Annotated in this window: 11 protein-coding genes; all 11 read left to right on the forward strand. The window is 27.5% G+C overall.

Annotation, left to right across the window (positions count from 1 at the left end):
• Nucleotides 1-936, forward strand: a 936-nt coding sequence (locus tag AS157_RS08900) for a hypothetical protein (RefSeq protein WP_214495035.1), incomplete at its 5' end; no start/stop codon positions are given.
• Between the two features lie 20 nt (nucleotides 937-956).
• On the forward strand, nucleotides 957-1,619 hold the full coding sequence (locus AS157_RS08905) for an OmpA family protein (RefSeq protein WP_214495036.1): 663 nt from the start codon (nucleotides 957-959) through the stop codon (nucleotides 1,617-1,619).
• The gene (locus tag AS157_RS08910; protein WP_214495037.1) at nucleotides 1,606-2,673 is read left to right on the forward strand and encodes a hypothetical protein; all 1,068 of its coding nucleotides are present in this window, start codon (nucleotides 1,606-1,608) and stop codon (nucleotides 2,671-2,673) included. The genes AS157_RS08905 and AS157_RS08910 overlap by 14 nt, the downstream gene beginning before the upstream one ends.
• Nucleotides 2,670-5,177 carry a DEAD/DEAH box helicase gene (locus AS157_RS08915; protein WP_214495038.1) on the forward strand — a complete coding sequence of 836 codons (2,508 nt, stop codon included), beginning with the start codon at nucleotides 2,670-2,672 and terminating at the stop codon, nucleotides 5,175-5,177. The genes AS157_RS08910 and AS157_RS08915 overlap by 4 nt, the downstream gene beginning before the upstream one ends.
• 23 nt (nucleotides 5,178-5,200) lie before the next feature.
• Nucleotides 5,201-5,668, forward strand: a complete 468-nt coding sequence (locus tag AS157_RS08920) for a hypothetical protein (RefSeq protein WP_214495039.1) — start codon at nucleotides 5,201-5,203, stop codon at nucleotides 5,666-5,668.
• 352 nt (nucleotides 5,669-6,020) lie between these two features.
• A complete protein-coding gene (locus AS157_RS08925; protein WP_214495040.1) occupies nucleotides 6,021-6,164 on the forward strand; it encodes a hypothetical protein in 144 nt (47 codons plus the stop codon).
• Nucleotides 6,140-7,033, forward strand: a complete 894-nt coding sequence (locus AS157_RS08930; RefSeq protein ID WP_214495041.1) for a hypothetical protein — start codon at nucleotides 6,140-6,142, stop codon at nucleotides 7,031-7,033. The genes AS157_RS08925 and AS157_RS08930 overlap by 25 nt, the downstream gene beginning before the upstream one ends.
• Nucleotides 7,034-7,052: 19 nt before the next feature.
• The gene (locus AS157_RS08935; protein WP_214495042.1) at nucleotides 7,053-8,585 is read left to right on the forward strand and encodes a GmrSD restriction endonuclease domain-containing protein; all 1,533 of its coding nucleotides are present in this window, start codon (nucleotides 7,053-7,055) and stop codon (nucleotides 8,583-8,585) included.
• Nucleotide 8,586: 1 nt separating this feature from the next.
• Nucleotides 8,587-9,297 (forward strand): DUF4268 domain-containing protein, encoded by a 711-nt coding sequence (locus tag AS157_RS08940; protein WP_214495043.1) that lies wholly within the window; start codon nucleotides 8,587-8,589, stop codon nucleotides 9,295-9,297.
• A gap of 103 nt (nucleotides 9,298-9,400) precedes the next feature.
• Nucleotides 9,401-12,661: an Eco57I restriction-modification methylase domain-containing protein gene (locus AS157_RS08945; RefSeq protein ID WP_214495044.1), complete on the forward strand. Its 3,261-nt coding sequence runs from the start codon at nucleotides 9,401-9,403 to the stop codon at nucleotides 12,659-12,661.
• Nucleotides 12,658-15,879 (forward strand): helicase-related protein, encoded by a 3,222-nt coding sequence (locus AS157_RS08950; RefSeq protein WP_214495045.1) that lies wholly within the window; start codon nucleotides 12,658-12,660, stop codon nucleotides 15,877-15,879. Before AS157_RS08945 ends, AS157_RS08950 begins: the two co-directional genes overlap by 4 nt.
• The last annotated feature ends 181 nt before the right edge of the window (nucleotides 15,880-16,060 follow it).

Below are 16,060 nucleotides of genomic sequence, written 5' to 3' on the forward strand. Positions count from 1 at the left end.
ATTTTGGGGACATTTTTGGGGATAGTTGTTGGGATAACTAATTTAAGATTTGAAAATGAAGAAACATTGAAATTAGGAATAAATGGATTACTGTCTTCTATGAGAACTGCTTTTATTTCATCAATTGCGGGAATTATTTTTTCGATAACTTCTCATTTTATGAATAAAAAATTATTTATCGAACTAGCAAAATTAGAAGAAAAAAAGAAGAATAGATTTTTGGATGAAATACGTACAATAAGTAATGAATTAAGAGAAATTCTTTCGCAACCATTTGAGGAAGTGTCAAAAACAGCCTCACAAGAAATTGTTGAATATTCAAATACAATAAGTGAAGTATCTGAAAAAGTTGTAAAAAATATTTCAGAAGAGTTAGCACGATTAAATTTTATTATTTCGCAAGTTTCAGATGAAACTGAAAAACAATTAGAATCATTTAAACAGTTTAATGAAGTACTCTTGAGAAGAGAAAATATTTTAAAGCAATCGGAAGAACTATTTGATCAGACAGTAGAATTCTTAAAGAGTAACAAAGGTATAATAGAAACATTGGTGAGGAGTTTGGAAATTACTTCCAAAAAATTGGAAGATATATCCTCAAACCAAGAAATTATGAATAATATCACTGAAAGATTAGATGAAATTTCGAGTAATTTTAATTCTTTAATTGAACATCTTCTAACTGTTTCTGAAACAATCCCAAATGATTTAAAATTGAGATATGAAGAAGCATTCAAAGAAATCGACTCTTTGATTGCAAATTTTGTTGAAAAGTTCAGAGAAATTTCTATACACCTGGAGGATGCAATACAAATTTTTGAAGATTCTTTAAGTTCTTATACAGACAAAATAGAAAACATCAAAGAAAGCTTCCAAGACTCACTTGATGAATATAAGAATTTTATAGAGAAAACATTTAAGAATTATGAATTTTGATGAAGAAGCTGGGTGATACTTTGAAAAGAAAATTTAATCCGTGGATTTCCTATTCAGATCTTTTTTCGATATTGTTATTAATATTTGTATTACTTTTATCGCTTGTTTTGCTTCAATATATTTACGCTTTTCAACAGAAAGAAGATAGATTAAAAGAAATAATTGGAATTAAGGCAAAAATAGTTGAGGATTTAGTTTTGGCTTTCAAAAAATCTAATCTTGAAATTCAGGTTGATCCAACAAGTGGTGCAATAATAATGAATAATGATATATTATTTGATTATAACGATTATATTCTTTCAAACTCTGGAAAAAATTTATTGCGAGAAGTTGTTAAAACTTATCTCGGGGTAATTTTAAAGCCCGAATATGAAGATTATATAGGCTCGATTATTATTGAAGGTCATACTGACCCAACGGGCGGGTATGAATACAACATGGATTTATCTTTAAAAAGGGCTTTTGCGGTTTTTGAATTTTTGAAGAGTATTTCGAGTGAGATACCATATAATAAAAATTTTTTTAAAAAATTGGAAATATCTGGACGAGGCTATAATGAACCGATTATAGAAAACGGAAAAATTGATTATAAAAGAAGCAGGAGAGTAGAAATTAAATTTACATTAAAAGATCAAGACATGATAAATAAAATTCTGGAGGTTTTACAGAGTGGTTCATTATGAATTTGATTTTAAACCTTTAAAACTTAGAGCCATTTCAAAGAAATTGAGTGATTATGTTGAGAAATTGAAAAATAGAAATAATATGACAAGGTATGAGAAACTATTGTATATTTTTAGAAATTTTGGTTTGAAATATTTGGTTAAAAATATACCTAAATCTCAATATAGTATTATTTTAAAAATCCTAAAAAATGAGAAGGAGCTGTACGAAAAGATTTTGGATTTTATAAAGGAGAAAAAGGAGTTTTTTCATGATATTTTAAACAAAGAATTTCAAAACAGCTTGCTAGTTGATAGAGAATTATTTCAATTAATAAAACTTTTCTATAAAGACTTATCAAAAATCTATACTAAAGAACCTGAAAAAAGATTAATGCATTTAATAAAAAGCTCTAAATCACCAAAAGGAATTTTCGAATACTATAAAAAAGTGGAAAGTAGAGTCTTTATAAACTTTGTTTCTATTACTAATAGTGCATATATTAACTTTAGTGAAGAAGGAACAATAGAAAATCTTTTAAAATTACTGGATGAGATAAGATTTTACTTTCCTTACTATAAAGATTTAATCTACGAAATATTTGAAAGACATGTGATGTTTTTTAAAGATAATTTTGATCATAGATTTTTGAATAAATTACTTGAGCTGAATTTTTTAAAGTTTAATACAATTTCTGAGTTAGAAAAAATTTTATTGAGTCTTGGATTTTCAAAAGAGGTAATAGAAATTATCCGGGTCTATTTTCTCAAAGAACATATTGAGCAATTTTTTGTTTCAGATAATGAAAGAATAGTATTTTGGAAGCAGTATATTAAGAAAATAAGGGATATAAAAATAGAAAAGTACTACAATACTGAAGCGATTATAATGTATTTTGATAAGTATGACATAGTTGAGTTTAAAGATGTCGGTAATGCGGCATATGTATACCCAAAAGGGGTTGTTGATACGTTGTTTGATTTGAAGAACAAGTATAAATGTATTGGAAGATTATTACATCAAGGTTTTTGGCAGGAAACATTTGAGAAGCAATTAGAGAGGTTGGGCTTATGAAATACAAGATTACAGAAAATGGACTTGAAATTAGATTAGGGTGGATTGATAGGGGAATTAAAAAGATTTTAGAACTTGTATTCAAAGAAAAACAGAAAGAATATGTCATTTCTTACGAGTTATTAGACTTGCTTTATGAAGAAGATTCTTCTGTTTTAGAAAAGATAGGCATCATGCTTGATTACGAAAATTTAAAACTTGATTTTTTTTCCATTGTTGAGATAAATTTGAAAAACTTAAAATTTTACTATGGCGAAAAGGAATTAAAGCTCTTGGGAAGGTTTTTAGTATCAAAAGATAAAAAGCTTTTACTTTTTCTAAACAAAGAATTTTACCAATTAATTAAGACTATTAGTCGTCCACATTTAAAACCTTCTCAAAAATTATCTCAAGTTTTTCTTTTAAAAGACAAATATGATTTTAAAATTTTTCTTAATAAGGAAGTAGAGTTTATTAAGGATTATCAATTAAAAGTAATGCCAAAAGATGGGTCGATATATATTGATTATATTTTTTACGGTATTCCAAACAAAAGAGTATTAGTAAAGTCGGGGAGTTATTCTGGAAAAAGGAAGACCTACTTTTTAAAAGAAGACATAAGGAATGATTTATTAACATTAGAAAAGTATAGAGATAAAACTACAAGGCAGATAAAAATAGATCAGTCAAACATAGAGGAGTTTTATAAAGATTATCTTGAAAATTTTTCAGAAGATATCGTAGAAAAACTTTCCGATAGGGTAAAATTTCTTACTTTTGAAAAAAGAAAAATACCTTTGGTTTCCAGAAAGGGAGATTTATCCGGAATTATAGATTATAAAATAATAAATTTTCATGATTTGGTTTCTGGAGGAACTCATGATTTGGAAATAACTGAAGAACTTAGAGACTTAATTGATAAGGCAAAACGTGAAGGTAGAAAGTTTGTTTTTTATAAAGACTCTTGGATAATGGTAGAAAATATTGATCATCTGAGAGCCTATTTGGAAGATGTAGAAAAACTAGAATCAGAAAAAGAACAAGACGTGGGAACAAAAGTAAAGCTGGACATAGTCATAAAAGAAAATATTGATGAATTAGAGTATAGCAAGGTATATTCAGAAACTCGTGAAAAACTTGATAGAAAATTAAATTTAAAATACTTTGTTGGAAAACTAAAAGCTTTCCAAGAAACTGGTGTAAAAAAAATTATCAATGCATATTTAGAAGGTTTTAAAGGCTTTTTGCTTGCAGATGATATGGGTTTGGGGAAAACTGCACAGTCAATTGCTTTTATGACCTGGCTATATGAGAATAAAAATCTTTTTCCTGTTTTAATTGTTTCACCAGTAACATTAAAGGAAAATTGGCGAAACGAAATAAAAAGGTTTTCGCCAGAGCTTTATAGATATATCGATAAAGATATTATAATTACAAATTATGAGGTCATTTTAAATAATCCATTAATACTTGAAAAAGATTGGAAATTAGTGATTACCGATGAAGCTCAAAGATATAAAAATGTAAACTCAAAAACTTCAAGATTCATAAAATCATTAAAATCAGAATTTAATTTAGCCTTAACAGGAACACCTGTAGAAAATCGGATAGAAGAACTTTGGAATATATATGATTTTGCTGTCCCAGGTCTTTTAGGGAAATTGAAGGATTTTAGGAAAGAGTATGGAGTAATTAACGAGGCTCCTTCTTCTTTTGAAGCAGAAAAGAAATCTGCAAAAATCATGCAAATTATTGATCCGGTATTTTTAAGGCGTAATAAATCAGACAGCGAAGTAGAAATTGCTTTCCCACCTAAAAAAGAAGATTATGTGAAAGTGTACTTGACAGACTTACAACAAGATATTTACTTTGACACTTATATGAAATTTAAATCCAGAAGCGGTAGGAAATTTTTGGCGCTTGCAATAAAACTACTTCAAGTGTGTGATTTTCCGTATGAAAAGTTTGGTGATTCTGATTATTATAGATATTCCGGAAAACTTTTAAATTTGGGCGAATTAATTTCAAAAATAATAAACAAAAATGAAAAAGCTTTAATATTTACAAAGTTTATAATTACACAGCAAATAATTAAAGATTTTTTAGAAAAATTTCTTAAAGTAAAATGTGAAATTTTGAATGGGGAGGTTTCAATTGAAAAAAGAGAACAAATAATCAAAAACTTTAAAAATAATAACACCCAAATATTAATTATTAATCCAAGAGTTGGTGGTGTGGGATTGAATTTAATAGAAGCAAATCATGTGATTCATTATACACCAGAATGGAATCCTGCTATTACATCACAAGCAACAGATAGGGTTTATAGAATAGGCCAGGAAAAAGAAGTTTTTGTCTATCATTTTTATTCAGTATTTAGAGAATCAAATATGAAACATAAAGGTACTATAGAAGAGTATTTTATGAGGTTATTAGAAAAAAAGAAAGGAATAAGAAGTACATTGTTAGAAAATGTTTTGATACGAGAGTATATGAAAGAAATTGAAAAAGATCTTTGTTCATAATAAATTCTTTTGAGGGGGGTAAAATGGCAAATTTGAAGGTTGCGGATTTTTACTATGGAAGTGTACTTTCAATGCTTTTTAATGCTGGGCTGACTCCAACTTTGATTGAAAGTAGTGAAGAACGAAGAATTTATAAATTTTCGGTGGATAGCGGGGATATTTTGTTGTTCATAAAATATAGAACTAAACCTAATAAAACGAAAGATCCCGATTATAAAAGTTGGTCATTTAGTCTAACAAAAGAAGATAGAGTAAAAATTAAACAATTTTTAAATGATAAACTCTTAAGATTAGTACTTGTGCTTGGAATGGAAAAATTAAATAAAAGTGAACTTGCAATTCTTGAACCTGAGGATATCAAATTAATTATTATTTCAGAAAAAGAAAGTTTTACAATTACAAGGCGAAAAAATGAACGTGCTTTTAGGTTAATATTGAATGGTTCAAGAAAGAATTCTTTAAAAATACCAACTAATAGAAACTTGATTTAATTGTTTTTGATTTTATTTGATTCATTGACAAAGAAATAGAATAAGAAAAGATTAAGGAAATTTGTAGTATACCAGTTCTAAGACAGGACCAAGTTAGTACAAAAGAGTCCTATTGTAGGACTGTTTAAGAAAATTAATAATTTTTTATTAAGATTGGAGTCAAAAAATTAAAATGCTAACTTTGTTTTAAAAACTTAAAATGATGAACAAGAAAAGTGTAGAAAATTAAAGATATTTTGTTTATCAGGCAATCATTTGGATGTAGTAAAAAAGTTATCAGACATAAAAAGTAATCTATAAAAAGCCCTGTAAAGTTTTTTAGTTTATTGTTTTGAGTCAAAGGAGTGAAAAAATGAGACAAGTGATTTTGAAAAATGAAGAAAAGTATTTTAAAAATAAATACACAAAGGAAGTAGAATTAGAAAAACTATTCGCTAAATATTATCAAAAAATTATTGCAGAAAAATCGTATTGGATTCCTTTAAAGAACAATTAAAATCAAAACGTTTTCTAAATTTTAAACATTCTATAGGAGATGGATTTCTACTTGTTTGGGAAAATTCAACAACTCCAACTTTATATATTACAGAAATAGAATTAGAAAGGCATAATATAAACAAGCATATCTTGCCTCAATTAGGTAATTTTATTTCTTTTATTCAAAGTTCTACTTTAGAAGAGTTAAATGGGGTAAGGAATTTTTTGTATATGGAGATAAAACAGAACAAAGCTGTTTTTAATAAAATTAGGAAAGATTCTGAGAAAGAAGTTTATGAGATTTTAGATAATGCTATAGATGATTTGCAAATATTGTTAGTTATTGATAGAGTAAGCCCAGAATTAAGTATAGGTTTATCTCAAATAGAAAAAGCTATTAATATAAAGATTAGAAAAGTTGAGATATCAAGGTTTGTTAGTGATAGAGGTGAAGAAATAGTATTATTTACTGATAGTGAGTATATAGAATTTGAAGAAAAAGAAAGTTTGGATAAAGAGTTTAATATGTATTCAATAGAATACCATCTGGACAATAAGCCTGAAAAAATTGTTGATATTGTAGAAGATATATTAAATTTTGCAAAAGAAAGGAAACTAAAGATATCTCCTATGAAACTTTATATTGGGATTTTTAAAGGAAAAAGGATGGTCTTTTCAATAGTTCCTCGAAAAAATAGTGTTGTTTTTTATTCAAAAGTAAAAATCAAAGAAATGAAGCCGAGTAACTTAAATGTGAGAGATGTGAGTAATATTGGGCATTATACTAATCACCTTCCTACGGAAATAGTAGTTAATGAATATGAACAGTTACCATATTTAAAGGAATATTTAAATGATATTTTAAATTTTGTTGAAAAGATGAAATAGATTAAGAAGGGGGAGTTATATGAAAATTCAACAGGGGCATAATAAACTGCTTGATTTATTAAAATGGGCTTATAATGGTCAGCTTATGTTGCCAGATTTTCAAAGAAATTTTGTTTGGGCAAGAAATGATATAGAAGAATTAATAAAGTCATTACTAGAAGATATGTTTATTGGAACTTTTTTGATCTTATATACTAATCCAAGCAGTGTTCCTTTTAAGCCAATTTTCATTCAAGGTGCAAAAGAAGTTAACCCAGATATTGAAGTTAATCCAACAATGTTGGTTTTAGATGGCCAACAAAGAATTACAGCAATGTTTTATGCAGTTTATTCTCCTAAAATTCCGTTGCGATATACAGAAACACCGTACGAGTTTTTTATAGATTTAGATAAATTAGCAAATGATGATGTAGAAAACTCGGTATTTAGTTGGTCTGTAAAATGGAGAGAGTATGTTTCCTACATTAATGATGAAGGAGTTTTAGATTACCAAAAGTTGTTGAATGATAAAATACTTCCAATGTCTATATTTAAAAATAAGGATAAATATCTTGATTTGAAATATTCGATAATAAAAAATGTACTTGATGACAAACAATTAAAGAAAATAGACAGTTACATTAACAATTTACTTGATTACGATGTTATGACGCTTTCTTTGAACCTTTTGTATAATGAAAAACCAGAAGAAATAGCTACCTTATTTGAAAGAATAAATAAAACGGGTATTAAACTGTCTACTTATGATCTTCTTACAGCCCGTTTTTACAAATTCATAAAATTGAGAGAAGAATGGGAGATGGTATTTGAGAAGAAACCAAATATAAGAAGATATGCTTTAAGGGTTGATAATACTAATGTTCCATTTTCATTTATACAGGCACTTGTATTATCGAAAGGTAAAAGTATAAAATCTAGAGATCTTGTAAAAGTTGATAAAGATTTACTAAATAAAGAAAATTGGGAAAAAGTGGTTGATATAGTTGAAAATAAAGTTTTATCAAACTTGTATCAGATAAGTAATTTTGGAGTGGCGGATGTACGAAAGTGGTTACCTTATAATCCTTTAATTACTCTTCTTACTGCTTTTTATTTGAAATATAATTACATTGACATAGAAAAAATAAGTCTGTGGTATTGGAGTGCAGTGTTTACTGAAAGATATTCTGGAGCAACTGAGAGTATGATGATGAAAGATTTTAGGGAAGTTTCTGAATGGTTTGAGGATAATAGTAAAATTCCAGAAGTTGTTGAACAGTTTTTCATGCAATTATCAAAGGAAACCTTCAATTTGCGTAACGTAAAAAGAAGGGGAAGCTCGAAATATAAAGGAGTTTTTAATTTAATTTTTAAGAACGGAGCAGTTGATTTTTATAAACCTGAGAGTCTTGCTTTTAATGACCTTGAAGATCATCATATATTTCCTAAAAATTTTTTAAAAAAGAAAAATGTAGAGGTTGACTATGACGTCGTTTTAAATAGGACTTTGATATTTGATGAAACCAATAAAAAAATATCAAATAAAAGCCCTGCAGAATATTTAAAAGATTAACTTGCAAATATCTAAGGGATTAAATAAAGATGAAGCAGAACAAAAGGTAGAGAAGATTCTTAAAGCTCATTTTATTGACGATGAGATGTATGAAATTTTAAAAAATACTAGCGAAGAATTGCCTTCAGAAAAAATAAGAAAAAATTTTGAAAAATTTATTCAAAAAAGAGAAAAGTTAATAAAAGATGAAATAAAAAGGCTTCTCCAATACGATAAATATATTTCTTATGTTAATTATAAATCAGAAAAAACTGGAAAGACTGAACTAAGACTGAAATTTTGGGAATCTTTACTTGAAAAAAGTAATAAAAAGTTTGATTTGTTTTCCACAAAAAGCCCTATAATAGATAGTTGGCTATCAAAAACATTAATTACAGGTGTTTTTATTGGGTATAAGATTTTAGATAGAGGTGGAACAGTAGAATTATATATTGATTGTGGGAAAGGTTTAAAAATAGTTAATAAACAGTTATTTGATTTTTTGTATGAAAATAAAGAGCAGATTGAAAAAGAGCTAAATACTAAACTTGAATGGAAAAGAATGGATGATAAACAGGCATCACGAATTGTGAAAAATTTTTATGAAGGTGGTTTGGAAGATGTAAAGAGTTGGGATAGTTTGCAAGAAAATATGGTAGATTTTATGATCAAATTTTACAAGATCATTAGTAATTATATTCCTGAATTAGAAAGGATTAAAAAAAGTTATTAAAAGTTGGTAGATGGTTTGTTGTGAAGAGATAAAAATAAAAGTAATAATATTCTTTCTTAAGTATTGCAAAAAGTTATTGTTTGACTCCCCAGGAGGTGGATGTATGGATTTTACCCAAAAGTACACAAGAGAAGATTTCCAAAAATTTTTAGAAAATTTTCTAACAGATAAGTTTGAAAAAGAAATATTAGAAATACCTTTAAGTAGCTATTTTGAGACTAATAATAGATATATCAAAGAGGCATTTATAATTGGAAAAGACAAAGAGTTGAATTTACCTGTATATGAGTTCTTTCATGATTCTGAAAATGATCCAAGAGTATCACTTACTAAAGAAGCATTTAAGATAATGAAAAAACAGTTTGTTGAAAAAGCACTAGCTGTTTTTGTATCTAAAAATACTGATGATTATAGATTTTCATATCTTTCAGTAGAGTATACATTAAGTGAAGATGGTAAAGTTATAACAAAGGTATCAAATCCCAAACGTTATTCCTTTTTACTAGGTCCAAATGCAAAATTGCATACTGCTGAAAGTCAGTTAAATAGAAAAATAATTTCATTGGAAGATTTAGAAGGAAGATTTTCAATAGAAGTTGTTAATAAAGAGTTTTATAGAGGAATACGCGATTTGTTTTACAAATTTGTTGAAGAGATTAAGCTTCCTGAAGAAAATGAGGAAATAAAGAAAAATTTCGTTATTAGATTTTTTAGTAGAATTATTTTTCTTTGGTTTTTGAAAAAGAAAAAATCAAAAAATGGTGTACCTTTAATTCCTGAGGAAATTTTGTCATCAAAGGTTGTAAAGGATGATTATTATCATAATATATTGGAACCATTATTTTATGAGGTTTTAAATACCCCAGTAAATAAGAGGAGCATACATTCTAAACCACATTTATATGAATTTATTAGATATTTTGATAAAATTCCTTTCTTGAATGGAGGACTATTTACTCCAAAATGTCATGATTATTATGAACTTGATGAAAATGGCTGTTCAAAATATAAGGATAGCTTGATTATTCCTGATACACTTATAAAAGAATTTTTTGAACATCTTGAAATATATAACTTTACAGTGGATGAAAACACACCAGTTGATATTGAACTTTCTATTGATCCAGAAATGCTTGGTTTGATTCTTGAAAACTTGCTTGCAGAATTAAACCCAGAAACAGGGAAAACAGCTCGTCATGAGTTGGGAAGTTTTTACACTCCAAAAGAGATAGTAGATTTTATGGTTACTCAATCTTTAAAATACTACTTGCTTGAAAATACAAATCTTTCCGAAGATAAAATAGACTATATATTATCCGAACACATAGATGATGAAATTGCTAAAAATTTGACTGAAGAAGATAAAAGAAAAATATCTGAAATACTTTACAATGTTAGAATACTTGATCCGGCATGTGGGAGTGGAGCTTTTCCAGTTGGAATGCTTTTAAAAATGTCGCATATTCTTTCATATATTGATCCAGATGCAAGAATGTATGAAGAATTTGTGCTTTCGAAACTTCCTTCTTCTTTTCAAAGAGAGGTAAAAAGACTTCTCAAGGAAGAATCATTTCAGTATCTAAGAAAATTGTATTTGATAGAAAATGCAATCTTTGGTGTTGATATCCAAGAAGTTGCTGTAGAGTTATCGAGGCTTAGAATTTTTCTTTCACTTATAATTGAATCAAGTGTGGATGACAAAAAAGAGAATAGAGGTGTAAGACCTCTTCCAAATCTTGAATTTAAGTTTATAGCTGCTGATACTTTGATAAAGCTTCCTGAAGAAAAAGTGTTGTTTTCAGCTGTACCTATTTCAAAGCTTAGAAATATTATAAAGCAATATTTTAGTGCATGGTCTTTGAAAGAAAAACAGAAATTAAAAGAAGAGTACAGAACGATAAAAGAAGAGGCAAAAAATCTTTATGAGCAATGGTATGGTGCATCAAAAGAAGACTTTGATTATTACATTTCAAAGTGGGATCCGTTTAGTGATGAGCCAGCAGAGTTTTTTGATCCTTTCTGGATGTTTGGTATTGAAGATGGATTTGATATAGTTATAGGTAATCCTCCCTACATACAATTACAAAACAATAAAGGAGCACTTGCGAAAAAATATAGGAATGAAGGATATGAAGTTTTTGATAAAACAGGCGACATTTACTGTTTGTTTTATGAAAGGGGGATGCAATTATTAAAGCCAGGAGGCTTCCTTTGTTATATAACAAGTAATAAATGGATGAGGGCAAGATATGGGGGAAAATTAAGACAGTTTTTTGAAGAATTGAATCCTATTTTACTTGTTGATCTTGGACCGGGTGTGTTTAAAGCGGCAACGGTTGATACGAGTATTATATTACTACAAAATAAGGAAAGAACAAATAAAACAATAGGATTTGAGTTAATGGAAAAGACAACAAAAAATCTTGCAAAGTATTTAAGAGAAAATTCTAAAGAAGTTTATATATCCAAAAATGTATGGTTTATAGGAGATAATATAGATTTTAAGATAAAAGAAAAGATCGAAAAAATAGGAAAACCTCTAAAAGAATGGGATGTGAAAATATATAGAGGAGTTTTAACAGGTTTGAATAAAGCATTTATCATAGACACTAAAACAAGAAATATGATATTGGATAACTGTAATTCAGATGATGAGAGAAAAAGAACAGAAAAGTTAATAAAACCTGTTCTTAGAGGAAGAGATATTCACAGATATTATTATGAGTGGAGGGATTTGTGGCTTATAAATATTCCAGCTGGTTTTACAAATAGTGCTAGAAAGGATTTATTTCCAGAAGAATTTATGAATAAAAATTATAAAAGTTTGTTTGAATATTTAAAACGTTTTGAAGATAAGGCTAAAAAAAGGTATGATAAAGGTGATTATTGGTGGGAATTAAGAGAGTGCGCTTATTCGAACGAATTCGAAAAAGAAAAAGTGGTGTGGAATAGAATTACAAATAAAATCATTTTTTCTCTTGTGGATTCGAAGTATTTTACATTGGATAGTACTTTTTTTATTACAGGGAATAATTTGAAGTATTTAATTTCTATTTTAAATTCCGAAATTATTGGATGGTGGATAAAAAAATCTACTGCAAATTTGGGAAAAGGAAATTATGGAGCAAAGATTTATATAGAAAAGACACCTATTCCTCAAAAGAAACAATACATTATAAAACAAATGGAAACTCTCGTAAACCAAATCAGTTTAATCCTTAAAACTGAAGATTATCTTGAAAATGTATTTAAAAAAGAAAAAGTTAATAAATTAGAAAAAGAAATTGATCTATTAGTTTATCAACTCTACGAGTTGACTCCTAAAGAAATTGAATATATTGAAAAAGAGGTGCGAAGACGATGATAAAATCTTTTATAACGAACAATCATGAAACATTAGCTGAAACATTGAAAAAGATAAGTACTTCGATATCAAAATGTTATTTTTTAGTAGGATATTTTTATTTTTCAGGTTTTTCAGAAATATACGAAGAGTATAAAGACAAGAATATAAAGATCCTTGTAGGGCTTGATATTGAAAAAGGATTAGATGATTTATACAAAGAAGTCTATAATATATTCCAACAAGAGGAGAAATCAAAATATGCAATTAGAGAAAAATTTTTTGATGATCTTCGAAATTTTATAAGTAATACAAACTTCTATGATTTTTTTAAGGAGCAGGAAGCATTCAATGTGTTTGTAGATAAGATAAAAAATGGCACACTTGAAATTAGAAAAACTAGAAAACCAACACATTCAAAAGTTTATATTTTTGAAAAAAAGGATGATGAAGGTGGCTTAAATCCTGGGTACGTTATTGTAGGTTCAAGCAATCTTTCATTTAAAGGATTATCTTCGCAGAACGAAATAAATGTTATTTTAAGAGAACCGCATCACTATTACGAAGCAAAAGAAATTTTTGAACAATTGTGGAATGACTCGATTGAAATTGTAGGTAAAAATACTTTTAACGAATTTGAAGAAAAAGTTATTAAAAAAACATTTTTAGGAATTGTACCATCTCCTGAATTGATTTATATAAAAGCACTTTATGAATATTTTAATGTTAAGAATTTAGAGAAAGAGTATTTACCATCTATAATTACAAATAACAAATTTTATGATTTAAAGTATCAAATAGATGCAATAGAAAGAGCAATTTCTATTTTAAAGCAACATAATGGAGTTATAATAGCAGATGTTGTAGGACTTGGAAAAACTGTTATAGCTTCCGCTGTCGCTCACGTTTTGAGACAAAAAACAATAATTATTGCACCGCCACACCTTGTTAGTTCCTGGAAAATTTACAAAAGTGATTTTGATTTTCAAGGAGAGATATTTAGTAGTGGAAAATTGAAAGAGGTAATAGATTACATTGAGAATTCAAGCTCAAAAGAATTTTTAATTATTATTGATGAAGCTCATAGGTTTAGGAATAGAGAAACCCAACAATATGCTATGCTTCATAGAATTTGTTCTGGAAATAAGGTAATGTTATTAACTGCAACACCTTTTAATAATAGGCCACTTGAAATATATAATTTAATTACTTTATTTCAAAATCCTGCACGACCTACTTTTATTGATAGTAAAGGAATTAATCTTTATGATATATTCAAAAAGTTTGATGATAAATTTAAAGATGCAAGGAAAAAAGAAGATGTTGAAAAAATAAAAGAAATTTCAGAAGATATAAGGAATATAATAAATCCTTTAATTATTAGAAGAACAAGACTTGATTTGGAAAGAATAAAAATATATAGTGAAGACATTAAAGCTCAGGGGATAGTTTTCCCAAAGATTAATGATCCAGTATCTTTGGAATATGATCTTGGTGAGCTAAAGAGTATTTACCTTGATACGCTTGAAATGATATGCCCTCTAGAGGAAGTTGATAAAAAGGAATATTTTAAAGCTGCTCGGTATAGAGCAACTCATTATATAAAAAATTTCAATAAGTATAGAAAGGAATTAGAAGAATATTTCGGCACAGAAAATTTTGAGATATTACATGAAAATCTGTCACAATTTATGAGAAAACTTTTAGTTAGAAGATTTGAAAGCTCACTTGCTGCATTTAAAAAATCACTTAAGAATATGATAAATTATACCGAAATAATGATAAAGTGGTATAAATATGGGAAAGTGCCACTTTATAAAAAAGGGAATGTTATTGACCCAGATTTGATTTTAAGCGAAGGAAATGAATTTGAAGAGGAAATCTTAGATGTGGGAAAAATAGAAGAATTAAAAAATAGAGGGTATTATTTTATAGATTCGCTAGAGATTAAGAAAGCGTTTTTAGAAGACATGGAATCAGATTTGAAAGTATTAAGAAAAATTTATAAAATGTGGTTTGATAGGAATATGATTTTTGAGATTGAAGATAAAAAGTTGATTTCATTTAAAGAACATTTGAAAAACTTATATAATAAAAAACCAAATCGAAAGATAGTTGTTTTTTCAGAATTTATTGATACGGTTGAATATTTATATGAAAATTTAAAAGATGAATTTAAGGTTATGAAGTACACAAGTAAGGAGGCAAATGAGTCATCGAGAAAAAGAATAATAAGCGAATTTGATGCAAATTCTCAAGTCAAAACAAATGAAGTACAATTATTAGTTGCGACTGATGCTTTGTCAGAAGGTTTTAACCTTAACAGAGCTGATGTTTTAATTAATTATGATATACCTTATAATCCAACGAGAGTGATTCAAAGAGTTGGAAGAATAAATAGAATTGGTAGAGAAGTTCAAAATGAAATTTTCATTTATAATTATTTCCCCTCTGATGTTGGTGAAGATGAGACTGCTGTTAGAAAGATTTCAACGGCTAAAATTCATATGTTTAACTTTATTCTCGGAACGGATATGAAAACTCTTACAAGTGATGAAGAATTGAACTCATATTTTACCCAAAAAATGAAAGAAAATGAAGAAATTTCTTGGGATGTAGAATATTTAAATGACTTACATTATTATCAAAATTATGAGAAAGAATTGTATAAAAAAGCAATAAATCTTCCAAAAAGAATAAGGACGAAAGTACTTCATACAAATAAAAATGGTGCATTAATTTTTTCAAGGGAAAAAACTGTTCTTTCATTTTTATGGATAGATTCAGAAACCAGCAGCATTGTCCCGCCAGATAAAGGTTTTAGGATTTTGAAATTGGTTAAAAATAATAATTTTGAAAAAGTCGATGAAGAATTAGATAAATATCTCGAAAAATTTAGTGAGAAGAAAGTTTATGTAGGGGATAGTATAGCGCCTAGGACAAAAGAATATAAATTGCTTACAATACTAAAAGAAGTTATAAAAAAAGTTGTTATTCCAGATGAAAGAGAATATTTGAGTTTGTTCTCAGATTTGCTTAAAACAAGAGCACTTCCACGCTTTTTTATAAATAGAGCAATTGAAATTTTGAATCCACAAAGTGATGAAGAGTTTGAGGAAAAAATAAAAAAATTAAAGGCATTAATACCTATTGATTATTTAAATAGATTTTATTTAAACGAAAGAAATAAGATATTCAATAGAGAAATTATAATAATTGAGCAATTTTCCATGGATTAGTTGTTTTATTTTTTATTTAATTTTAAAGATGTTTTGTGAATACAAAATCTAATACTTTATTGATTCAAATATCACTTAAGCACAAGTACTGTTTCTCTACGGAATTAAACAAAAAAGAGACAGAGGTTTTGATAAATAAAAAAGGCTAAATTTAAAAATGGTTTAGGTGGAAAAGCAGAAA

The sequence above is a fragment of the Thermosipho sp. 1244 genome (assembly GCF_018588215.1).
Lineage (GTDB): Bacteria > Thermotogota > Thermotogae > Thermotogales > Fervidobacteriaceae > Thermosipho > Thermosipho affectus.